Source organism: Bacillus bingmayongensis, from assembly GCF_000299035.1.
Classification (GTDB): Bacteria; Bacillota; Bacilli; order Bacillales; family Bacillaceae_G; genus Bacillus_A; species Bacillus_A bingmayongensis.
The window spans coordinates 26,769-48,838 of the sequence record NZ_JH921519.1 but is presented as its reverse complement, the minus strand read 5'-3'; the positions used below and the strand labels follow the sequence as shown (position 1 = coordinate 48,838).

The window sequence follows — 22,070 nt, the reverse complement described above, 5'->3', positions numbered from 1 at the left end:
TGTATTAGGTTCTGTTATAATATGAGAAGAAATATTTTGTATGTTATATAAAAATAATATTGATTTTTTTAGAACATTCAATATAATGAACATTAACTACAAAATTCGACATCAAGAAGTGATGATGAGGACATGATCGATTTTTTACGATTCTCAGAGAAGGAGGTCTTTGGCTGTGAGCTTCCTAATACGGAAAAATGGATTACCACCTCTGAACTGCAGCAGTGAACGAATATCTAGTAATTGCTTGCCGGCAAAAGCCGTTATTTAGACTTGAGAAATTGGTGAAGTGTGTTACTTTGCTGATGAAACAAGGGTGGAACCACGAATACAACACTCGTCCCTTTTTTAGGGAGGAGTGTTTTTTTATTTCATTTTTGCATCACACTAGAATTGGAAGGAGGAAATGCGGCATGCATCATGATGAGAAAAACAAAATTGGTTTAACGGTAGCACTATCAATCGTCGTAGGAACTATTATTGGATCTGGTGTATTTATGAAGCCAGGGAGTGTATTAGATTACTCAGGGAGTTCTAATATGGCAATTCTTGCTTGGGTAATAGGTGGCTTGTTAACATTAGCTAGTGGTTTAACTGTAGCTGAGATTGGAGCACAAATTCCGAAAAATGGTGGATTGTACACGTATTTAGAGGAGATTTACGGAAGCTTTTGGGGGTATTTATCCGGCTGGATGCAAACAATTGTATATGGTCCAGCTATTATTGGGACATTAGGTTTGTATTTTAGTTCTTTAGTGATTAACTTTTTCTATCTAGATAAAGTATGGAATTTACCAATAGCAATTGGAACAGTTGTGTTCCTTGGTATTGTCAATAGTGTTGGAACGAAGTATGGAGGTATTGTTCAAACAGTTACAACAGTTGGAAAGATGATTCCGATCGTGTTAATTGTTGTTTTAGGTTTTTGGAAAGGGAATAGTGATATCTTTAACGTAGTTGTACCGATATCAGAAAATCAAAGCATTGGGATGGCAATTTTAGCAACGTTATTTGCTTATGATGGTTGGATTTTACTTGCTTCTATCGGCGGTGAAATGAAAAATCCAACAAAGTTATTACCAAAGGCAATGACATTAGGGATTTTAATTGTAACAGCAGCTTACGTATTAATTAATTTAGCATTGCTGAAAGTATTACCAGCAGCAAAGATTGTAGATCTTGGAGAAAACGCGACAGCGACAGCAGCAGGTATGCTTCTTGGAGAACATGGCGGGAAAATCATTAGTATCGGTATTATTATTTCTATTTTTGGATGCTTAAACGGAAAGATTTTAACATTCCCGCGTATTCCAATGTCAATGGCGGAACGTGGACAACTTCCATTTTCTAAGTTTATTGCTAAGGCACATGAAAAGTTTAAAACACCAGCAAATGCGATTACTTTTGAAATCATATTAGGGATTATTTTAATGATTATTAGTGATCCAAATAAGCTTTCCGAGATTTCTGTATTTATTATTTATATTTTCTATGTGATGACATTTATTGGGGTCTTCATTTTACGAAAACGTAATGAAGGGAAAGAACGTGCATACAGTGTGCCACTATTCCCGATTGTACCAATCGTGGCGATTTTAGGATCACTATTCGTAATTGGAAGTGCGATTATTAATGATCCAATAAGCTGCTTCTTATCGATTGGAATGGTATTTACAGGTCTACCGATTTACTGGTATTTAAATAAGAAAAAAGAAACGCGGTCCTAAAGAATAGGGATAGTGCAAAGAGCAGGCATATGATATGTCTGCTCTTTTTATTTGTAAAAAATTTCTAGTCGTATGCAGGAGAATTTACACTTGATTGCAAATGTTATTTTGGTTACTATGATTGTAGTAACCAAAAGTGAACGAAAGAAAGTGTGGGGAAAAACGTGAATTTTCGTGTATATATTTTAGCGATTGCGGCATTCGTAGTCGGGACGGTTGAGCTAATTATTGGAGGAACGCTCGATTTAGTCGCGAATGATTTAGGTGTATCTATTAGTGCAGCGGGCCAGCTTATTACAATATTCTCGGTTGTGTTTGCTCTTTCAGGACCAATTTTATTGGCGGTGACAGGAAAAATTGAGCGTAAGACATTATATATCGGGGCATTATCTATTTTCTTAATTGGTAATATCATTTCAGCACTTAGTTTGAATTACGGGATGCTCATGTTCTCAAGGGTCATTTGTGCAGCAAGTGGGTCTTTAATTATTGCATTGTCAGTGACACTGGCTTCTAGTGTTGTAGAGCCGCATTTCCGTGCGCGTGCAATTGGAATTATTTTTATGGGGATTAGTGGGTCACTCGTACTTGGTGTACCATTAGGTCTTATACTTGGAAATGCATACGGATGGCGTGCACCATTTGTTTTAATTTCGGTCTTAACGGTTATCGCAATTGCTAGTATTTCTTTATTCTTAACAAAGGTTCCACCAGTAGCTGTATTGTCGATAAGAGAACAAATTGCTACTTTGAAAGATAAAAAGATCGTTAGTGCGCAGTTAACATCATTCTTATTCTTAACAGGACATTTAACACTATATGCATATTTGACACCGTTTTTAAAAGATGTGATGCATGTTGAAGCAAACTGGATTAGCGTGTTTTACTTTATTTTCGGTATTGCTGCAGTAATCGGCGGCGGTTTTGGAGGTTGGCTTGCTGATAAATGGGGATCGAAGAAAAGTATTATCTCTATTATTATCGTCTTTGCATGTGCGATTTTTATTTTACCGATGATGACATTCTCCTTCCCGCTATTTATTATTATGATGGGACTTTGGAGTATGTTAAGCTGGGCGATTTCACCGGCGCAGCAAAATTATTTAATTGAAATTGCACCAGAATCAGCTGGCATTCAGCAAAGCTTAAACAACTCAGCACTTCATTTAGGAATTGCACTTGGCTCAACGGTGGGCGGGGTTGTGATTGAACAATCATCTGTTATATATAATGCTTGGGTAGGCGGTGGATTTATTATTTTAGCGCTATTTTGTGCGATTTTCTCGATTACGAGAGGGCAGTCTACTCATGTGGCAAAGAAGGAATCTATCGTTTGATAGGTTCTTTTTTGTTTGAAATAAATTGAAGTATTTACCATTTTTGTATGTAAGGGTACAGAGAGGGGAGTGATGGCATATGGGTTTCGAATCAGTGATTGGCTTTTTGGCGATGGTGTTACCAGTTTTTCTGATTACTTTTGTACTACGATGGATTCGCTTCCTCTATCATAATTATGATAAACAGGTTAAGCAAAATGAGAAGATTATTGAGTTGTTAATTGAAATAAAGAAACAAAAGAAAAATAGCAAAGGAATTTCCTTTACTATTTTTAGTATCGTAATTTCATTAAAATGCTTCGTATTTCCTCATCATTCATAAAGAGGTCGTGATGTTTCTGTGTAATTTTCGCAAGGGCCACATCGTGATAGAAGAACTCTGTAAAGAATTTCACGAATGGCTGTGACATTGTTTTCATTGCCTGCCAAGATTCTTGTTCTACCCCAGCAAATAAAATTTCACGATCATCAATAATAAGAAGTAAGTAACGTTCTAATGCGTTAGGTTCTTCCGTTGGGATAAGAAAATGAATATTTGCAAGTTTTGTTTCTACATTACCGACTACAAGTGCCTCAATATCAACGCCTTGCTTTGCTTTTGTTTCAAGTAAGGGAAGATACTCTAAAAAGGTATCGTTCCAAGCGGAGATACGGATAGATTGTTTCGCTTCTTCTACTAACTGTTTACTTTGTACTTGAATAGAAGATTGCACTTTTAAACTCCAAACCCGATCGTCTGTGAATGATTTTTTTGAAATATTTGTTTGGAGTTCTTTAATATTAGATTGAAATTCTGCCGTTAATTTTTGGATGGCAAGGTCTAGTGGCAGGGCGGTATATAGCTTTTTCTTTTCTGAGACGGAATCCATGACCATTCCTTTATCGATGAGGCGCGCTAATACCTCATATATTTTTGCTTTTGGAACACCCGAATGTTTTACAATCGTTGTTGCATCTAGTGGTTCAACGCTTGAGACTACGACTTCATATGCTTGGCTTTCATATTGTGAGAAACCGAATTTTTGTAACATAATGCCCTCCGAACGAGTTAGATTCTATACATAAGAATAAAGAAGTATGTGCATTTACACAAGTGCTTCACTTTTTAACCAGGAAAAAAGAAAGAATAGAATCCGAATGGACCCTATTCTTTGTTGTCTGTTTAATTATGAATCGCCTTGAACATGAGTGTACCATTGTTTTCAGTAACAGTTAGTGTACCGTTAATTGCTCGAGTTGAGAATTGCTTTGTCTGAAAGTAATCTTTCGAACCGAGTTTTTCTAATATGGTATTTAAATCTTGCTCACTTAGAGCTGGATCAAGAGCTTTAATTACATTCTTTATTGTGGAATAAAAGGCGTCAATTTGCTCTTTAGATGTACCTGACCCGGCGATGGCAACAGCAGCGATACCACCAGTTGCTTTATAAATGGAAACACCCAATCCAAATTTCGTAGTAAAGATTCCGTTGTATGTTGCGATTTGTGTTGTTTCAGTAAAGAGTTTAATGCTGCTAACGGTAATGCCATTTGAACTTCCAACTGAGTTAATTGCATTTACTAGATTTTGCATGATTTGTGCCGTATCTACTGAAGCTGGTGGATTAGGTGGCGGAGTTGGATTAGGTGGCGGAGTTGGATTAGGTGGCGGAGTTGGATTAGGTGGTGGAGTTGGGGTAGGTTGAGGGGTTGGACTAGGCGTTGGAGTTGGATTAGGTGCTGGTTCTGGCTTCGGTTCAGGTTTTTCCACTGGTTTTGGGTCCTTCTGCCATATGTCGCACGCTGTTGTTCCAAATAGAAGCGGAATAGCTAATAAAGTAAGAAACAACTTTTTCATGTGTCCACTTCCTTTCAAAAGGATAAGGTGATTAAAAAAGGGTACCATCAATATATGCATAACAGATGGAGAAGGATTACTACGAATAAGCATATTATGAAAAATAAATTAAAAGTATAGTTATGGTTAGTAAAGTAGGAGAGAGTTTTGTACAATAGAAATGAAGCAAACATAGGAGGGAAACGATCATGGCAATTGTTGATGTATCGATTATTCCAGTTGGAACAGGTAATCCAAGCGTAAGTGAATATGTAGCAGAAGTACAAAAAGTGTTAGAGAAAAATGCAGATCGCGTGAAGTATCAATTAACACCGATGAATACAGTAATTGAAGGAGATCTTCCTGTATTACTTGAAGTAATTCAACAAATGCATGAGGTACCATATACAAAAGGTGCAAAGCGTGTAGCGACAACAATTCGTATTGATGATCGTCGCGATAAAGAAAGCACAATGGAGAAAAAATTAAACTCTGTTCGATCAAAATTATAGGGAAAAGCAGCGATTTTCGCTGCTTTTTTTATGTGTATAAATTAGGCAAGACGGGTGTATGCATGATACACTTTTTTATTATCAATTGTGGAATTTAGAGAAGGAGGAAGAACGATGAGTGACAAGTTTAATGAGCAGTTTGATGGGTTGCTTGAAAAGTATACAGAATTATTGCTAGGGGAAAGCAGTGAAGAAAGAAAAGAACAGGTGCAAAAATGGGCATTGTACTCTTATATCGCGAAAACGATGCCTGCTTTAGTAAAGCATTGGAATGAGACGTATCCAGATGCAAAAGAAGAAATGGTACATTTAATAGCTAATATTAAGAAGTTAAATGAAGAACATCGTAATCATAAAGACTAAAAGTCGCTCATAGAGTGGTTTTTTTATTATTTTCGACATGATATGACATTGTAAAATTTATATGTTTGATATTATTTATTTAAATTTATATATAAGGGGAGAAATGAAAGTGGATGCTGAAAAGAAGTCGAAGATTTGGGAGTATGTCGGATGGGGCGCAATTGTCGTAGTTGGCACTTTTACTACATTTATGTTGATGATGCTTATTTTTGGTGATCCGAAAACGAAATACAAAGCGGAAGAAGTGACAACAGATGGACAAGAGGTTCAAAATGCCGAAAAGGATTTGAAAAAAGAATACTCTGTTGGAGAAACAATTAAACTTGGTGATCATGGGCTTACTGTTACAGATGTAAAAAAATCAAATGGTGGGGAACTTGAAAAACCGAAACCAGGTCATGAATATATAGTTGTATCGGTAAATATCTATAACGGTGGAAAAGAGGATATTCCGTATAGTTCACTTGATTTCCAAATGAAAAATAGTAAGGGAAATATCACAAGCGTGATGTTTTCAACAGTTAACCAAAACAATGCTTTGAATTCTGGGCAATTAGCACCAAATGGCCAGGTAACAGGTTCAATGGTCTTTGAACAACCTGTAGGGGAAAAGTTACAATTACAATTCACACCAAATTTCTGGGACAAGAAGAAAAAAATAATTATAAACCTATAGGTAAGGCTAAATATTGTTAAAGATGGATTGCTGTAGGTCTGCATTTTATATTTTATGTGGAAGAGGCACTTTTTTGAGTGTCTTTTATTTTATAAAAAATTCTCACACAAAGTGCAGGGTTCAAGTGTAAAATACTGATTTGATAGGAATTCAGTAAGAGTCTTCTTTTTTATTTTAGTTACCATTATTTTGTGAAAAATAACATCATGACAACAAGGAATACTTGTAGATGGATCTAGACTTCTTCCACTTATTGTATGTTATATTTTAAAACATAATAAATACTAAAAAAATGTTGGGCGATATAGTTTATCTTTGATATATTTGAAGAATAATTGAAATATTAAGACCGACTGATAGAGGTGTTTGCGTGGAATTATTTGAGTATTATACAAAGAAAGGGAAGTTTAAGTGTTTAATTGGAACGGGAGTTTTTCTTTTTGGATTATTTTGTATATATAATACTTGGGGTTATGTTAATTGGGGAGAAGTAATCTTCATTATTATAGTTTCGTTTGTTGTTTTGGGAATTGGATTTTGGCAATTAAGAAAAGGGAATTTATTAAAAGAGAATATGGTTAAAAATGATGTAACGTTTTGGGATATTGACACTTATGTTTTATTAGAATTGCCCGAAAGTAATAAACATTTCGGTTTATATACCCCTGATGGGAGATATGTAGCAGGAACAAAGATGATTTCTTCGACATTACCTTTTTTAAAAAATAAACAAGTTGTTGGATTGGAAGCAAGTGATGGAGAAATTCTTGCATATTTTCATAGTGAAGTTGAAAATTATGATTGGGCTATTTATGATTCAAATTATAATTGTGTAGGTATGTTTAAAGAAAATATGATACAAGGATTTGGAATGGTACGTGGTTCTTTGATGGATGAAAAAGAGATAAAACTTTCTGAGGTAGAAGTGGAATTTGATTTTTTCGAAACGTCTTTTCGTACAAGAGATGATCGTATATTAATAAATTGTAAAAGAGGATATATGCCTTTGGAATGGAATGAAAGATTTGGATTAAATGCACCTATTATTAAATTAGGTAACAATATTTCTAATACTGAAAAGATATTTGGTTTAGGGGTTCTTTTCTATATTTTAGAAACAATTAAAGTAAGAAAAAGTAGGATTTTTAATGATTAGAATTAAATATTTATATTATGAAATTTATTGAATGTTTTATTAGGGGGGATATACATGGGGAATATACAAGTTAAACCGGAAGAATTGAGAAGAATTGCAAAGAATTTTAAATATGCTAGTAATGTAGAATCAGATCGTCATTTGAAGATTCAAGGGGAATTATTTAATCTTCAAATGAGATGGATTGGTGCGTCAAGTTTAAGTTTTTATAATGATTTACCTAGAATGAATAAAGCACATGAATCTTTTCTTAATGTTTTAAAACAAATAGAAGATGAATTAATTCGTATAGCAGAGAAATTTGAAAAGGCTGACTTGGAATATTCACCTGAAAGTTCTAAAAATGATTCATTTTTGATGAATACAAAATCTGCAGTTGAAGCAGGTGCTGGAGTAGTTGTAAAAGGAATTGGTAATGTAATCAATGGTAAAAAGTATGAAAAATCACTTGTAGATGAAAAGGGAGATGGTGGTTTATTTATTAAAGGTCTTACACTTGAAGCGGAGCCATTTGTAAGTTCTCGTACTTATGATCAATTTGATGTAAAAGATAGAGAAAAGAGGGAACAAACTTATGGACCTATGGTTGGTTTTACAGTAGCTCAAGCTGGAATAGAACGAGAGAATATTGGAGGAAGTGGATTAGGAGCTGAAGCTAAAGTAGCACTTGCTACTGCAGAGTTAGGTGCTCATGTAGAAAATGGAAATTTACATATAGGGGCTGAAGCTACTCTAGTAAAATATGAGAGTGCTATAAAAATCCCTCTTCCATTTATTGATAAAAAATTACAAATTGGGGGATCAGCGTCGCTTGGGACACTCGGGGGATCTTTTGAAGCTGGAAAAAGCGGATTCAAATTCCATTTACCATTTGGTCCTGGTGTAGGTTTATGGGGATTTGGTTTAGAAGTTAATGTTAAGGAATAAAGGAGATAATTAGTATGAATAAAAAAGTGAAAAATTTTAAATATCTTATGATTATATTAGCTTGTATTGCAATTTTCGGTACAATTTTACCTAATGCATTAGATCCGAATGAAACATTAGCAGGTAACATTTCAGTTGCAGTTTTTGGTATAATTGGTACTTGTTTATTATTTTCTATCACTTATTTTATTATAAAAAAAGCTATTTTAAGAAGGGGAAAATAAGATGGGACAAAATTTAGAGTTAGAATTACTTCCAATAGGTTCTGTTGTAATGTTTAAAGATTGGGAACATCCATTAATGGTTTATGGAAGAAAACAGATGGATTCTGAAACAAAAAAAACATGGGATTATGTATGTTGTTATTTTCCTCATGGTAATATTTCTTCGGAGTATAATTTCTTTTTGAATCATGAAGATATTTCTAGTGTTTTACATCTTGGTTTTATTAATGAAACAGAATTAGAGTTTCAAAAGTTATTTAAAAAAGAAAGTGAAGAAAAACAGTAATTATTTTTAAGGTATTAGTGTTTTTGAAATAGTTAAAGAGTGAAATTTTAGAAGATAAATCATCAAATTTCTAGTGAAAAGGTAGAATATATAATATGATTTTAGGAATTTCATATTTTGATATTTTTTGTATTATAATTATTGTCTCGTTTTTTTTCACTTTTTGGAGATTGAATGTGTGGTATAACAAGAAACATAATGTTCCTAAGGTTTTTCAATGGCTTCCTAGAAGATGGGGGAAAAGAAAAGTTTCAGAGCATTTATCTCAACTAAATAAAAAGTTAGAAGCTGAAGGAAAGGGAATTTTAGTTACAATTTATGCTATAGATTTATACATTGTAACTATTCCTTGTACAGTAAAAAAATATAGATTTTAATACATATATATTTAAAGAAAAGACTTTTTAATTAAAAAGTCTTTTCTTTATAAATTTTTATTATTTGTAACCGATATTTTAGTTATTATTAAATATATCTAATAATGGAAAAAACAGAGAAAGATACATTACTTCCCATCGGTTCAGTTGTGAAATTTAAAACATGGGAACAACCTTTGATGATATATGGTAGAAAACAAGAAGATTCAAAAACTAAGGAAACTTGGGATTATGTAGCTTGTTATTATCCTATTGGAAATATTTCAAGTGAATATAATATGTTTTTCAATCATGAACACATATCAGAAGTTATTTTTACTGGTTACATAAATGAAGATGAAATTAAGTTACGTGAAGATTTAAAATAATAATTTGAATTTATAACTATAATATTAAAAATTTATATTCACTAGGATATATTTTTTATTATAGTTATTTTTATAAGCTTTAATGGTGAAAATTTTATTGTGAATAAAAGGAGTAATTATGTTGAAAATCATTAAAAATGCAATTTTGTTTGTTCTATGTTTAGTAGTTCTTAGTGGTTGTTTTACTAGGGAGGGTACAATTGTTGGCGGAAAAGTACATGGTTCTTCAGATAGTGTATCTGGTAAATATAAAAAATTCTCTGGTTCAGCAACTCAAGATATGAAAGTGAAAAAAGGTGAAAATTGGGTATTTTCTTTTGATGATACAACTAAACAAGGAACTATAACTGCTGATGTTGTGGATTCAAATGATAATACAATATTAGAGTTTAATAATGGAAAAGACCAAAAAAATATTAAAGTATCTAAAGATGATACATATAAGGTTAAAATTAAAACGGAAGAACATGGTGGGGAATTTCGAATATCATGGGAAAAAGAAAAGTAGTCTTTTGAAATAAAAAAGCATCTTAAGTTAGATGCTTTTTTATTTTGTAATTCTCTAGCAAAAAAGCCTGAGGAAAAATAATCCCCAAGCTTTAAATTGATTATCGCTATTCCACTAAATTAGCCAACAACATGTAAATTTTCTTTTATCGCGACAAAATAACTATCTATAAAGGAATTGCTTTATGGTGTCGGAGCTATCTCTAAACGCCAATCATTGCATTGCATGATACTCCCTGGCGGATATTCAAAATCACATTCACTAATAAATAAGAAATCGAGTTTTTGGCAAATAGCGTTTGAAGCAGGATTACGGATGGAAGGAAAGGCATGCATGAATCTGTGCTTTTGTTCCAGTCTAGCATGAGCGATAGCTTGTTCAATGGCGTTTGTTGCGATTCCTCTACCTTGAAATGCTGGTAGGACACTCCATCCAATTTCATACACGGTCTCTTCTTGCCAGTAGTTGTCCCAATAGCCAATGCTACCAACAATTTCGAGTTGCGGGAGTAGGACGATGCTAAACATACGTCCGGTCCCAAGTCTACTAATCCTAAGGTACCGTTCGTGACGAGCGAGGAGTTGTTCTTCGGTTTCGGGACCTCCTAGGTATTCTAACATCTCAGGTGTATTCATAAGACGAAGTAAAGTAAGATTGGCATCGTTCCAAGGTTTAATCCGAACTTGTTGCGCATTTATTCTTTTTGTCATTTTTCACACTCCAATTATTATTTTTCGCCCCGACAAAATTGTATATGCTGTACAGGATAATACCTTAAAGTGAAACTAGGATCCTATGTTTTTACACTTTCTATGCTTATTTCAACAGAAATCTTCTCCCACCTTTTCCACTCGATTTTTATAGGAGGGAATTAAGTACACTCATGATGTTATATTTGTATTCATCTTCAGTCACATTAATATCTTTGTATAATTTATAGGGAGAAGTAAGAGGTATGACGAGTGTTGTCGAATTTTTATTTTAGGCTAGTTATTCACTTGTTTTTCTAGTTTCTTTTTAAATGTCGAAAAATTTTTATGAATATTTAAAAGCGACATTATAGGCTTTTAAACATTTTTATAGTATTTTATAAATTATCTAAATAATTATTTGTATCAAATAATTTTAAACAATGATATAATTTTGAAGAGGGGTAAAAAACAGATAAAGTACAGTCATAGGGGTGAATTACATGGAACAATTAATGCGCAATTCGTTTCTTTTCTTGTCAAAAAATAAAGCGCTAACAAAACTGGCTAAGAAGTACGGTTTACGCTTTGGTGCAGGGCGCTTTGTCGCAGGGGAGACAATTGATTTAGCTGCTGCAGCTATTAAACAATTAAATCAGCAAGGACTTTGTGTGACAATCGATTATTTAGGTGAGTTCGTCGACAATGAAGCAGAAGCAAATGAAATGGCAAGCCAATCGATTGAAGCAATCCGTGCAATTGGACGCGAAAAACTTGATTCACAGCTTTCTTTAAAAATGACTTCTATGGGATTAGACATCTCAGATGACATCGTAATGAATAATATGCGCCGCATTTTAGAGGCTGCAAAAGAAAATGGTGTGTTTGTTACCATCGATATGGAAGATTACACGCGCTGCGGGAAAACAATTGAGATCTTTAAGCAATTAAAATCTGAATTCGATAATATCGGTACTGTTATTCAAGCTTACCTATATCGTACAGAAAAAGACATTGAGGATTTAAATGCATATAGTCCGAATTTACGTCTTGTAAAAGGGGCTTATAAAGAACCTGAAGAAGTGGCGTTCCCAGACAAGAAAGATGTAGATGACAATTATAAAAAGATTATTAAAATGCACTTATTAAATGGAAATTATACTGCAATTGCTTCACATGATGAAGCAATTATTGAATATACGAAGAAACTTGCTGAGGAACATAATATTTCACGTGATCAATTTGAATTCCAAATGCTATATGGTATTCGTACAGAACGTCAACTTGAGCTTGTAAAAGAAGGATACAAAATGCGTGTTTATGTACCATATGGAAATGACTGGTATGGTTATTTCATGCGCCGCTTAGCAGAACGTCCAGCAAACGTTGCGTTCGTTTTAAAAGGAATGATCAAAAAATAACCAAGGAGTCTAAATACTCCTTGGTTATTTTAATTGCTTAAATGCGTAATGTGCCATCTTTTTTGTATCCGGGTATAACTGAGTGCGACTAGAATAGAAGACAACGTTAATAATGCGTTTTCCGTCTTTCTCATCGACTGTTACGACAGTATATTTTCCTAAAGCAGATAAACCACTTTTACTACCAATCGCATATGGATCATCGTAAAGTTCTTCGCGGCCATAGTTTGCGAGTTTTTTTGTTCTTTCAGAAGTATGTAATGTTGTGCGGGTTGTATTCATATAATCAAGCACTATTGGGAATTTTAAAGCTTCTTTCGTAATGATTGCAATGTCATAAGGTGAGACTTTATTGCCGAGTGCATCAGCTCCGCTCGCGTTTTTAAAAGTGGCATGTTTTGTCCCAAGTTCTTTTGCTCTCGCATTCATCATTTTTACAAATTCTTCTTTTGATCCCGCGATATGCTCTGCAATGGATTCAGAGATTGGATCGGCACTGATGATGAGCATGAGTTTCAATGCTTCATCCCTTTTTAATTTTTCACCCGCGCGAAGTTTAATTTTCTTACTTTGACTCTCCGTTTTTATCGCATTTTCTGTAATTGTAATTTCTTCGTCTTTTTTCACATTCTCTAGTAAAAGAAGAGTGGTCATCATTTTTGCTACACTAGCTGGGTAAGAACGCTCTTGTTCCCGTTTTCCATATAGAATTTCGCCAGTGTCGGCATCAATTGTAATGCCGTATTTCCCTGTAATAGCAGGTTGATCATCTCGCACGTCTTTTTGCCGCTGTGCATAGGAGAAGAAGATCATACTTGTAAAAAGTGTGGCAATCATTACAATCATGACTATTGTTCGTTTCATTATGTAGTCCCTCTTTTGTTTCGCATTATGTATATACAAAATAAATTGGGCAGAAAAGCAGCCCAATACTCATTATGCCACGTTCTCTGCCCAAAAATATAGCGTTATTTTTCACCCATGTTGTGCTTTTTGTACTGTTGGTTGTTACCTTGACGACCTTTTTCGATTCCGCGATCCACCGGTCCTGCATTTCCTGTTACACTTGCAGCACTAATACCCGCATTTGAAGGGTCTTTCTTAAGTCTTCCCATATATATTCCTCCATTTTTGTCAAATTCTAAAAAGGAAAAAGCGTATTTTATCAAGAAAATACACAATTATAGAGTACCCAAACAAAAGAAAATAATTTATTTCAGAAAATTTTATAAATAAATATATTGCGAAAATTTAAACAGTAGCATATATTTATTAGTAGAGGCTCACTCATTGATTGCGACGTATGTCGAAAAATTGAATGAGCATTCATTCAAGAATAGGGGGAGAAATGGATGTTCCAAATTAAAAAGGCTGCTGTTCTCGGTTCTGGCGTAATGGGCTCAGGGATTGCTGCACATTTAGCCAATATCGGTATACCAACATTACTGCTTGATATTGTACCTCAGGCGCTTACAAAAGAAGAGGAAGCGAAGGGACTTACATTAGAACATAAAAGTGTGAGAAATCGTTTTAGTAACGGGGCACTACAAAAATTAGTAAAGCAAAAGCCAGCTCCTCTTACGGTGAAAGATAACTTAGCGCTGATTGAAGCAGGGAATTTAGAAGACGACATTGAGCGTCTTGCTGATGTAGATTGGATTATTGAGGTTGTTGTTGAAAACTTAGATATTAAAAAGAAACTATTTGAAAAAGTAGATGCTGTTCGTAAACCTGGCTCGATTGTGAGCTCAAATACATCAGGTATTTCCGTTGAAAAAATGGCAGAAGGTCGTTCAGATGACTTCAAAGAACACTTCTTAGGAACGCACTTTTTTAACCCACCACGTTATTTAAAACTTCTAGAGATTATACCGACAAAAGAAACAGATCCACAAGTGTTAAACTTTATGAAATTATTTGGCGAAGACGTTCTTGGAAAAGGCGTTGTTATCGCGAAAGATACACCAAACTTTATTGGAAACCGCATCGGTACGTACGGCTTACTTGTAACATTGCAAGAAATGATTAAGCGCGGCTATAGCGTTGGGGAAGTTGATTCTGTAACAGGACCATTAATTGGTCGTCCGAAGAGTGCAACGTTCCGCACGTTAGATGTTGTTGGTTTAGATACATTCGTTCATGTTGCGAACAATGTATATGAAAATGTACAGGAAGAGGAACGCGATGTATTTAAAGTACCAGCTTTCATGCATGACATGCTCGATAAAAAATGGCTTGGAAGTAAAACTGGTCAAGGTTTCTTCTTAAAACAAGGAAAAGAAATTTTAGAGCTAAATCCTGAAACAATGGAGTATGGAGCTCGTAAAAAATTAAAAGCTGCTTCTGTAGAGTTAAGCAAACAAGAAAAAGGATTAGCGAACAAATTGAAAGCGCTTGTATACGCGAAGGATCGTGCAGGAGAGCTGTTATGGAATATTATCACACCGACGCTTTTATACTCAGCGAAGCTTCATAAAGAAATTGCAGATGATATTGTCGCAATTGACCAAGCGATGAAATGGGGATTTGGCTGGGAGCAAGGGCCGTTTGAAATTTGGGATGCAATTGGCGTAGAAAAATCCGTTCAAAAGATGGAAGAGAACGGCCAAGTTGTTCCGGTATGGGTGAAAGACATGTTAGAGAAAGGTTTTGGTTCTTTCTATAAACATGATAATGGCGAAAGCTATTACTACGATAACGGTGAATATAAACTGATCGAACGTAATAAAAAGGCGATTTCGCTTAAACAATTAAAAGAGAAAAATGGTGTATTAAAGAAAAACAGCGGAGCAAGCTTAATCGATTTAGGCGATGGCATCCTTTGTTTAGAATTCCATTCAAAGAGCAATGCAATCGGTATGGACATTACGCAAATGATTAATTACGCTGTTGACGAAGTGGAAAAGAATTATAAAGGACTTGTTATCGGAAACCAATCGAAGAACTTCTGCGTTGGTGCAAACCTTGCGATGATTTTAATGGAAGCACAAGATGATAACTACTTTGAAATTGAGTGGGTCGTGAAAAACTTCCAAGATGCAATGATGAAAATTAAGTACAGTTCTAAGCCAGTCGTTGCAGCGCCATATGGTATGACGCTTGGCGGCGGTACAGAAGTTTGCTTACCAGCAGCTAGCATTCAAGCTTCTAGCGAAACGTATATGGGATTAGTAGAAGTTGGTGTTGGTTTAATCCCTGGCGGTGGCGGTAACAAAGAGCTATACATTAAACACTTAAACAAAATGGCAAACGGTGTAGAATTTGACCTGCAAAAGGTTGCAAATAAAGTGTTCGAATCAGTTGCAATGGCAAAAGTATCTACATCAGCACAAGAGGCTGTTTCTCGCAACTTCTTAGGCGATAAAGATGGTATTAGTGTGAATGGTGATCACTTATTATATGATGCAAAACAAAAAGCACTTGCTTTATATGAAGCGGGTTACAAAGCACCGGTTCGTAAAAAGGTACCGGTTGTTGGTGAGACAGGGTATGCAACACTTTTACTTGGAGCTGAAGCAATGCATCTATCTGGTTACATTTCCGAATACGACTTACACATTGCGAAAAAGCTCGCATATGTCATTGCCGGCGGAAAAGTACCGTACGGAACAGAAGTTGATGAGCAGTATTTATTAGATGTGGAACGTGAAGCATTTATCAGTTTAGTAAGTGAGATGAAATCACAAGCAAGAATGCAGCACATGCTTGTAAAAGGAAAGCCATTACGTAACTAATAACGAGGGGAGATATCGTTCATGAGAGAAGCTGTCATTGTTGCGGGAGCAAGAACGCCAATTGGTAAAGCAAAGAGAGGTTCATTAAAAACAGTTCGTCCTGATGATTTAGGGGCATTAGTAGTAAAAGAAACGTTAAAGCGTGCAAATAACTATGAAGGACCAATTGATGATTTAATTTTTGGTTGTGCGATGCCAGAAGCAGAACAAGGCTTAAATATGGCGCGTAATATCGGCGGACTAGCAGGACTTTCTTATGATGTTCCAGCTATTACAATTAACCGTTACTGTTCTTCAGGCTTACAAAGTATCGCTTACGGTGCAGAGCGCATTATGCTTGGTCACTCTGAAGCTGTATTATCTGGCGGAGCTGAATCGATGAGTTTAGTTCCAATGATGGGGCACGTCGTTCGTCCAAATAGCCGACTTGTAGAAGCGGCTCCAGAATATTATATGGGCATGGGCCACACAGCAGAGCAGGTTGCTGTGAAATATGGAATTTCTCGCGAAGAGCAAGATGCGTTTGCGGTAAGAAGCCATCAGCGTGCAGCAAAGGCATTAGCGGAAGGGAAATTTGCTGACGAAACAGTACCTGTTGATGTAACGCTACGTACTGTTGCAGCGAATAATAAAATTCAAGAAGAAACAATCGTCTTCTCACAAGATGAAGGAGTAAGAGCAGATACGACACTCGATATCTTAGGAAGATTACGTCCAGCATTTAACGTTCGCGGTTCTGTAACTGCTGGTAACTCTTCACAAATGAGTGATGGTGCAGCGTCCGTACTTCTGATGGATCGTGAAAAAGCAGTGAGCGATGGCATGAAGCCACTTGCGAAATTTCGTTCATTTGCAGTAGCTGGTGTACCGCCGGAAGTAATGGGGATTGGGCCAATCGCAGCGATTCCAAAAGCTTTAAGATTAGCAGGATTAGAGCTATCTGATATCGGCTTATTTGAGTTAAATGAAGCATTCGCATCTCAATCGATCCAAGTTATTCGTGAGCTTGGCTTAGATGAAGAAAAGGTAAATGTAAACGGCGGTGCAATCGCACTTGGACATCCACTTGGCTGTACAGGAGCAAAATTAACATTATCTCTTATTCATGAGATGAAACGACGCAACGAACAATTCGGCATTGTAACAATGTGTATCGGCGGCGGAATGGGAGCAGCTGGGGTGTTTGAGCTACTATAAAAAAGTGGAAACAACCGAACGTTCTAGCTATCGGGGCTAGATAAATAAAGAGTGGAAGCAATTAAAGGATGTAAAAATAAAGGAAGAGCCAGCTTCTCTTGAAATGAGAGAAGCGGCTTATGAAAATATGAAGGAGGAAATTTTCATGGAAAAAACAGTGGGAAATGCAGTTAAAGGCGGTAGCTTTTTAGTTGATGAGATTACGATTGATCAAGTATTTACACCGGAAGATTATAGCGATGAGCATAAAATGATAGCGAAAACGACAGAGGACTTTATCATAAATGAAGTTCTACCAGAGCTTGAGTATTTAGAGCAACATGAGTTTGACCGCTCTGTTCGCTTATTAAAAGAAGCTGGTGAACTTGGTTTATTAGGAGCTGACGTACCAGAAGAGTACGGCGGAATTGGACTTGATAAAGTAAGCTCAGCGTTAATCGCAGAGAAATTCGCTCGTGCTGGTGGATTTGCAATTACACACGGTGCTCACGTTGGTATCGGATCTTTACCAATCGTATTATTCGGTAACGAAGAGCAAAAGAAACAATATTTACCGCTACTAGCAACAGGTGAAAAATTAGCTGCATACGCATTAACTGAGCCGGGTTCTGGATCGGATGCATTAGGCGCGAAAACAACAGCACGCTTAAATGCAGAAGGGACACATTACGTGTTAAACGGAGAAAAACAATGGATTACAAACTCAGCGTTCGCTGATGTATTCATCGTATACGCAAAAGTAGATGGTGAGCACTTCTCAGCATTTATCGTAGAAAAAGAATATCCAGGCGTATCTACAAGCTCTGAAGAAAAGAAAATGGGTATTAAATGTTCTTCAACTCGTACGTTAATTTTAGAAGATGCATTAGTGCCGAAAGAAAATGTACTTGGTGAAATTGGTAAAGGACATGTCATTGCTTTCAACATTTTAAATATCGGTCGTTATAAATTGGGTGTTGGTACAGTTGGGTCTGCGAAACGTGCAGTAGAAATTTCAGCGCAATATGCAAACCAACGTCAACAGTTTAAACAACCAATCTCTCGCTTCCCATTAATTCAAGAAAAACTTGCAAATATGGCAGCGAAAACATATGCAGCAGAAAGTTCTGTATATCGTACAGTAGGTTTATTTGAAAGCCGTATGAGCACATTAACTGAAGAAGAAGTAAAAGATGGTAAAGCTGTAGCAGCTTCTATCGCTGAATACGCAATTGAGTGCTCTTTAAATAAAGTATTTGGTTCTGAAGTATTAGACTACGTAGTAGACGAAGGTGTTCAAATCCATGGTGGTTACGGATTTATGGCAGAGTATGAGATTGAAAGAATGTATCGCGACTCTCGTATTAACCGTATTTTCGAAGGAACGAACGAAATTAACCGTTTAATCGTCCCGGGTACGTTCTTACGTAAAGCGATGAAAGGTGAATTACCACTTCTGCAAAAAGCACAAAAATTACAAGAAGAGTTAATGATGATGATGCCAGAAGAAGTAGGTGATGAGTCATTAGCACTTCAAAAATATTTAGTAAATAACGCGAAGAAAATCGGTTTAATGGTAGCTGGATTAGCTGTTCAAAAATACGGTAAAGCATTAGATAAAGAACAAGAAGTTCTTGTTAACATTGCAGATATCGTAAGCAACTTATATGCAATGGAATCTGCTGTTCTTCGTACAGAAAAAGCAATCAAAGCAACTGGTCTTGAAAAGAATAAACAAAAAGTATTATACACTGAAGTATTCTGCCAAGAAGCGTTCAATCAAATCGAAGCAGATGCGAAAGAAACAATTATTGCAGTTGAAAATGGTGATATGCTGCGCATGATGTTATCAGCGCTTCGCAAATTCACTCGTCATACGCCGCTTAACGTAATTCCGAAGAAACGTGAAATTGCTGCGAAAATTTTAGAAGATGAGCGTTATACAGTTTAATCATTAAAAAAACCAGCAGTCTTATAATTGAACTGCACCCCAATTGTTAGACACAATTAACAATTGGAGGTGTAGTTTTTTTATGGCAAAGTTTTCATTAGAAGTTAAATTAGAAGCTATTCAGGACTATCTTGAAGGGAAAGAATCTTATAGAGCCATAGGCAATCGAATAGGTACGCATCATAAATCTATTATGAAATGGGTAGGTCTCTATAAAAAATATGGAATAGAAGGTTTGAGATCTAGGTATACAAATTACTCTGTACAATTTAAAATGGACGTACTTAACTTTATGAATGAAACAGGGACGTCTCTTTTAGAAACAGCTGTAATATATAATATTCCGGATCCATCGACTATTTTACAGTGGAAAAAAACTCTAGAAAAACAAGGTATTGACGCCCTTTATTCAAAAAAACGGGGGCGTCCAACGATGAAAAAAGAAACAAAGAAAGAACAGCCAGTAGAAGGATCACAAGAAGCATTATTAGCGGAAATAGAGCGTTTACGTATGGAAAATGCATATTTAAAAAAGTTGAACGCCTTAGTTCAAGAGGAGAGAAAATCTCAGAACGTCAAAAAGCGCAAGTAATTTATGAATTAAGGCATGTTTTTAAGGTAAGTCACTTAGTGAAAATAGCTGAGATTGCGCGTAGTACGTATTACTACTGGGTGAAACAATTTACTCGCCCTGACAAATACAAAGAAGTAAAAGAAATCATTAAACAGATTTTCGATGAACATAAAGGAAGATATGGGTATCGACGCATCACGTTAGAATTAAAAAATCGAAGTTACTCAATCAATCATAAAACGGTACGTCGATTAATGGTTGAGCTAGGTTTAAAATGTCTTGTCCGCATGAAGAAGTATCGTTCTTATCGTGGAAATGTTGGAAGAATTTCTCCAAATGTTCTTCAGCGTGATTTTAAGGCTTCTAAGCCTAATGAGAAATGGGTTACGGATGTGACAGAATTCCATTTATTCGGGAAGAAGCTCTATTTATCTCCAGTTTTAGATCTCTTTAATGGTGAAATCATTGCTTATAATATAGAAACACGACCTGTATTTCCACTCGTTACAAAGATGTTAGATCAAGCGTTTGAGCGTTTAAACGAAAGTGATTCCCCTATACTCCATTCGGATCAAGGGTGGCAATATCAAATGACTCAATACCAGCACTTACTTAAAGAACATCAAATTACGCAAAGTATGTCCCGTAAAGGAAACTGTTTAGATAACGCAGTCATTGAAAATTTCTTTGGCTTATTAAAATCTGAATTACTTTATCTACAAGAGTTTGAAAGTATGGAACATTTTACTTTGGAATTAGAAAAATATATTTACTATTACAATCACAAACGTATTAAGACAAAACTAAAAGGATTGAGCCCTGTGGAATACAGAATCCAATCCTTATTAGCTGCTTAGAATATTTGTCTAACTTTTTGGGTTCACTTCAAATCATGACTGCTGGTTTTTTGAGTTGATATAGTAGCTTATGGGTGCAGGACAGGGTAAGAAAAAGACTGATATTATATAAGATTTGTATGTATGCAAAATTGCATACATTTTTTAATTGATAATCATTATTATTGTAACTATAATGATTACAGGTATTAAATTAGAAATAATACCTTTTAAAGTAAAAAGAATAGAGGAGGAATTTAGTCAATGAAAAAACTTATTTTAGCTGGAGCATTAGGATTTGTAGTACTTACTGGAACGAACTTACCAGGATTAGAAGCAACAAAGGCAAGTGCAGCTACTTTAAATATGGAAGTAAAAGATGTTACAAAATCTTATTCATTAAGTTCTTATGAAGTTTCTCAAAAAGAATCTTTTAACCTGAAAAAGGGAGAAGAACTTACTGTATTCGTATATAATTCAGGATTTCCTATTTCTTACACGGTGTATGATGCAGACAATCAAGTAATTGGTACATATAATGCTAATTCACCGTATGGTCGTGTCTTTAAAGCACAAAAAGATGGGGAGATTTCGGTTCAATTTCAGGCAGGAGTGAATTCTTCATATGTAAAGAAAATGAGCTTTACGTCTAAATTTACACTTTCTAAATACACTACTGATGTAGCAAATACAAAAAAAGTAGAGAGCGTATTAGACGAAGGAACAAGTGTATTTGAAGCCGAGATTATTGAAGTTGGTAAGGATTATGTAGTAGTAAAATCTGAGGCATTAAACTCTGGGCGTTCTGAAGTGGATACAGGAACAATCTATTTTCAGGCAACAAAAGTTCCGGATGTAAAAGTAGGAGATCAAGTTAGAGTGAAGGGGATGTTTATAGGACATGAATGGTCAAATAGTTCTGTTGATGCTTCTATTGAAAAGTTAAATACAGAAGATGTTTGGGTATGGTCTTAAATTTTAATTTTACTTAAAATTTATATAAATCGTAAAAAGCTTATTCCTTAAAAAGGATAAGCTTTTTTGTTATATGAGGATATATAAAATGTAGGTTATATGTCTAATTAATACTAGAATGATTGAGTTAGTTTTCTTATAGAGCAAACCATCAATTATAGCTAATTAATTGTAAAAAGAAAGCAGTCTTTTTGTTAGTAATAAAAAAGATTGCTTTCTTTTTCTATTACTATAATTTAATTATTTAAAACTTCTTATAAAATAACTCGCATCATACCATGCTTTTGCAACACTCATAGCTAAAATTATAGATACATAAAAAAGAACTCCTGAAATTTCATTTCAACATTTTCATGTAGAGAGCATTTTTACTGTATACATTCCAAAAACAAATAAATACTAAATGATGAATGACCAAAGAAAGGAAGGTTTTTATT

22 protein-coding genes, 2 pseudogenes and 1 other annotated feature are annotated in these 22,070 nt (G+C 35.2%); of the genes and pseudogenes, 19 read left to right on the top strand and 5 right to left on the bottom strand.

Going from position 1 to position 22,070, the window contains the following annotated elements:
- The first annotated feature begins 112 nt into the window (after positions 1–112).
- Positions 113–348 (top strand) — a binding site (T-box leader).
- A 65-nt stretch (positions 349–413) separates the two neighbouring features.
- A complete protein-coding gene (locus Y7E_RS0121330) occupies positions 414–1,727 on the top strand; it encodes an APC family permease (RefSeq protein WP_017153277.1) in 1,314 nt (437 codons plus the stop codon).
- Between the two features lie 164 nt (positions 1,728–1,891).
- Entirely contained in the window at positions 1,892–3,064 is a 1,173-nt protein-coding gene (locus Y7E_RS0121325) for an MFS transporter (RefSeq protein WP_017153276.1), read from the top strand.
- 272 nt (positions 3,065–3,336) lie between these two features.
- Here Y7E_RS0121325 and Y7E_RS0121320 read toward each other — a convergent pair whose 3' ends face one another.
- The gene (locus Y7E_RS0121320) at positions 3,337–4,095 is read right to left on the bottom strand and encodes a TrmB family transcriptional regulator (protein WP_017153275.1); all 759 of its coding nucleotides are present in this window, start codon (positions 4,093–4,095) and stop codon (positions 3,337–3,339) included.
- Between the two features lie 131 nt (positions 4,096–4,226).
- Positions 4,227–4,901: a hypothetical protein gene (locus tag Y7E_RS0121315; protein ID WP_017153274.1), complete on the bottom strand. Its 675-nt coding sequence runs from the start codon at positions 4,899–4,901 to the stop codon at positions 4,227–4,229.
- A gap of 188 nt (positions 4,902–5,089) precedes the next feature.
- Here Y7E_RS0121315 and Y7E_RS0121310 point away from each other — a divergent pair, with 188 nt between their 5' ends.
- The 10 genes from Y7E_RS0121310 (at position 5,090) to Y7E_RS0121265 (ending at position 10,277) form a co-directional block, all read left to right on the top strand.
- A complete protein-coding gene (locus Y7E_RS0121310; RefSeq protein ID WP_001018864.1) occupies positions 5,090–5,392 on the top strand; it encodes an MTH1187 family thiamine-binding protein in 303 nt (100 codons plus the stop codon).
- A gap of 114 nt (positions 5,393–5,506) precedes the next feature.
- Complete coding sequence (locus Y7E_RS0121305) at positions 5,507–5,755, top strand: YusU family protein (RefSeq protein WP_017153273.1); 249 nt, start codon at positions 5,507–5,509, stop codon at positions 5,753–5,755.
- Between the two features lie 109 nt (positions 5,756–5,864).
- Entirely contained in the window at positions 5,865–6,431 is a 567-nt protein-coding gene (locus tag Y7E_RS0121300) for a DUF4352 domain-containing protein (RefSeq protein WP_017153272.1), read from the top strand.
- A 370-nt stretch (positions 6,432–6,801) separates the two neighbouring features.
- Positions 6,802–7,587: a hypothetical protein gene (locus Y7E_RS0121295; protein ID WP_017153271.1), complete on the top strand. Its 786-nt coding sequence runs from the start codon at positions 6,802–6,804 to the stop codon at positions 7,585–7,587.
- A gap of 54 nt (positions 7,588–7,641) precedes the next feature.
- Positions 7,642–8,514 (top strand): WXG100 family type VII secretion target, encoded by an 873-nt coding sequence (locus Y7E_RS0121290; RefSeq protein WP_017153270.1) that lies wholly within the window; start codon positions 7,642–7,644, stop codon positions 8,512–8,514.
- Between the two features lie 14 nt (positions 8,515–8,528).
- The gene (locus tag Y7E_RS0121285; RefSeq protein WP_017153269.1) at positions 8,529–8,738 is read left to right on the top strand and encodes a hypothetical protein; all 210 of its coding nucleotides are present in this window, start codon (positions 8,529–8,531) and stop codon (positions 8,736–8,738) included.
- Between the two features lies 1 nt (position 8,739).
- A complete protein-coding gene (locus Y7E_RS0121280) occupies positions 8,740–9,024 on the top strand; it encodes a DUF4176 domain-containing protein (RefSeq protein ID WP_017153268.1) in 285 nt (94 codons plus the stop codon).
- 95 nt (positions 9,025–9,119) lie between these two features.
- Positions 9,120–9,401, top strand: a complete 282-nt coding sequence (locus Y7E_RS0121275) for a hypothetical protein (RefSeq protein WP_026049296.1) — start codon at positions 9,120–9,122, stop codon at positions 9,399–9,401.
- A 104-nt stretch (positions 9,402–9,505) separates the two neighbouring features.
- Entirely contained in the window at positions 9,506–9,769 is a 264-nt protein-coding gene (locus Y7E_RS0121270) for a DUF4176 domain-containing protein (RefSeq protein WP_017153266.1), read from the top strand.
- Positions 9,770–9,887: 118 nt separating this feature from the next.
- Positions 9,888–10,277, top strand: a complete 390-nt coding sequence (locus tag Y7E_RS0121265) for a hypothetical protein (RefSeq protein ID WP_026049295.1) — start codon at positions 9,888–9,890, stop codon at positions 10,275–10,277.
- 182 nt (positions 10,278–10,459) lie between these two features.
- Here the strand turns inward: Y7E_RS0121265 and Y7E_RS0121260 are convergent, their stop codons facing one another.
- Positions 10,460–10,987: a GNAT family N-acetyltransferase gene (locus tag Y7E_RS0121260; RefSeq protein WP_017153264.1), complete on the bottom strand. Its 528-nt coding sequence runs from the start codon at positions 10,985–10,987 to the stop codon at positions 10,460–10,462.
- A 482-nt stretch (positions 10,988–11,469) separates the two neighbouring features.
- Here Y7E_RS0121260 and Y7E_RS0121255 point away from each other — a divergent pair, with 482 nt between their 5' ends.
- The gene (locus Y7E_RS0121255) at positions 11,470–12,387 is read left to right on the top strand and encodes a proline dehydrogenase family protein (RefSeq protein WP_017153263.1); all 918 of its coding nucleotides are present in this window, start codon (positions 11,470–11,472) and stop codon (positions 12,385–12,387) included.
- A 24-nt stretch (positions 12,388–12,411) separates the two neighbouring features.
- Here the strand turns inward: Y7E_RS0121255 and Y7E_RS0121250 are convergent, their stop codons facing one another.
- Both Y7E_RS0121250 and Y7E_RS32040 read right to left on the bottom strand, forming a co-directional pair.
- Positions 12,412–13,251, bottom strand: coding sequence for a D-alanyl-D-alanine carboxypeptidase family protein (locus Y7E_RS0121250; RefSeq protein WP_017153262.1), 840 nt, complete (start codon positions 13,249–13,251; stop codon positions 12,412–12,414).
- Positions 13,252–13,355: 104 nt separating this feature from the next.
- Positions 13,356–13,502, bottom strand: a complete 147-nt coding sequence (locus tag Y7E_RS32040) for a YuzL family protein (RefSeq protein WP_017153261.1) — start codon at positions 13,500–13,502, stop codon at positions 13,356–13,358.
- A gap of 237 nt (positions 13,503–13,739) precedes the next feature.
- Here Y7E_RS32040 and Y7E_RS0121240 point away from each other — a divergent pair, with 237 nt between their 5' ends.
- The 6 genes and pseudogenes from Y7E_RS0121240 to Y7E_RS35085 all read left to right on the top strand — a co-directional run.
- Entirely contained in the window at positions 13,740–16,121 is a 2,382-nt protein-coding gene (locus tag Y7E_RS0121240; protein WP_017153260.1) for a 3-hydroxyacyl-CoA dehydrogenase/enoyl-CoA hydratase family protein, read from the top strand.
- A gap of 21 nt (positions 16,122–16,142) precedes the next feature.
- Positions 16,143–17,318 (top strand): acetyl-CoA C-acetyltransferase, encoded by a 1,176-nt coding sequence (locus Y7E_RS0121235; RefSeq protein ID WP_017153259.1) that lies wholly within the window; start codon positions 16,143–16,145, stop codon positions 17,316–17,318.
- 145 nt (positions 17,319–17,463) lie between these two features.
- Positions 17,464–19,248: an acyl-CoA dehydrogenase family protein gene (locus tag Y7E_RS0121230; RefSeq protein WP_017153258.1), complete on the top strand. Its 1,785-nt coding sequence runs from the start codon at positions 17,464–17,466 to the stop codon at positions 19,246–19,248.
- An 82-nt stretch (positions 19,249–19,330) separates the two neighbouring features.
- Positions 19,331–19,618 (top strand): annotated as a pseudogene (locus Y7E_RS34545) (helix-turn-helix domain-containing protein); the annotation flags it as partial.
- Between the two features lie 101 nt (positions 19,619–19,719).
- On the top strand, positions 19,720–20,679 hold the full coding sequence (locus Y7E_RS32035) for an IS3 family transposase (protein WP_237741413.1): 960 nt from the start codon (positions 19,720–19,722) through the stop codon (positions 20,677–20,679).
- 243 nt (positions 20,680–20,922) lie between these two features.
- Positions 20,923–21,327: pseudogene (locus Y7E_RS35085) on the top strand (hypothetical protein); the annotation flags it as partial.
- Between the last annotated feature and the right edge of the window lie 743 nt (positions 21,328–22,070).

Coding starts and splice junctions, on each gene's coding strand:
- Y7E_RS0121330 (WP_017153277.1), top strand. CDS start 414: ATGCATCATGATGAGAAAAACAAAATTGGTTTAACGGTAGCACTATCA.
- Y7E_RS0121320 (WP_017153275.1), bottom strand. CDS start 4,095: ATGTTACAAAAATTCGGTTTCTCACAATATGAAAGCCAAGCATATGAA.
- Y7E_RS0121315 (WP_017153274.1), bottom strand. CDS start 4,901: ATGAAAAAGTTGTTTCTTACTTTATTAGCTATTCCGCTTCTATTTGGA.
- Y7E_RS0121310 (WP_001018864.1), top strand. CDS start 5,090: ATGGCAATTGTTGATGTATCGATTATTCCAGTTGGAACAGGTAATCCA.
- Y7E_RS0121305 (WP_017153273.1), top strand. CDS start 5,507: ATGAGTGACAAGTTTAATGAGCAGTTTGATGGGTTGCTTGAAAAGTAT.
- Y7E_RS0121290 (WP_017153270.1), top strand. CDS start 7,642: ATGGGGAATATACAAGTTAAACCGGAAGAATTGAGAAGAATTGCAAAG.
- Y7E_RS0121285 (WP_017153269.1), top strand. CDS start 8,529: ATGAATAAAAAAGTGAAAAATTTTAAATATCTTATGATTATATTAGCT.
- Y7E_RS0121280 (WP_017153268.1), top strand. CDS start 8,740: ATGGGACAAAATTTAGAGTTAGAATTACTTCCAATAGGTTCTGTTGTA.
- Y7E_RS0121275 (WP_026049296.1), top strand. CDS start 9,120: ATGATTTTAGGAATTTCATATTTTGATATTTTTTGTATTATAATTATT.
- Y7E_RS0121270 (WP_017153266.1), top strand. CDS start 9,506: ATGGAAAAAACAGAGAAAGATACATTACTTCCCATCGGTTCAGTTGTG.
- Y7E_RS0121265 (WP_026049295.1), top strand. CDS start 9,888: ATGTTGAAAATCATTAAAAATGCAATTTTGTTTGTTCTATGTTTAGTA.
- Y7E_RS0121260 (WP_017153264.1), bottom strand. CDS start 10,987: ATGACAAAAAGAATAAATGCGCAACAAGTTCGGATTAAACCTTGGAAC.
- Y7E_RS0121255 (WP_017153263.1), top strand. CDS start 11,470: ATGGAACAATTAATGCGCAATTCGTTTCTTTTCTTGTCAAAAAATAAA.
- Y7E_RS0121250 (WP_017153262.1), bottom strand. CDS start 13,251: ATGAAACGAACAATAGTCATGATTGTAATGATTGCCACACTTTTTACA.
- Y7E_RS32040 (WP_017153261.1), bottom strand. CDS start 13,502: ATGGGAAGACTTAAGAAAGACCCTTCAAATGCGGGTATTAGTGCTGCA.
- Y7E_RS0121240 (WP_017153260.1), top strand. CDS start 13,740: ATGTTCCAAATTAAAAAGGCTGCTGTTCTCGGTTCTGGCGTAATGGGC.
- Y7E_RS0121235 (WP_017153259.1), top strand. CDS start 16,143: ATGAGAGAAGCTGTCATTGTTGCGGGAGCAAGAACGCCAATTGGTAAA.
- Y7E_RS0121230 (WP_017153258.1), top strand. CDS start 17,464: ATGGAAAAAACAGTGGGAAATGCAGTTAAAGGCGGTAGCTTTTTAGTT.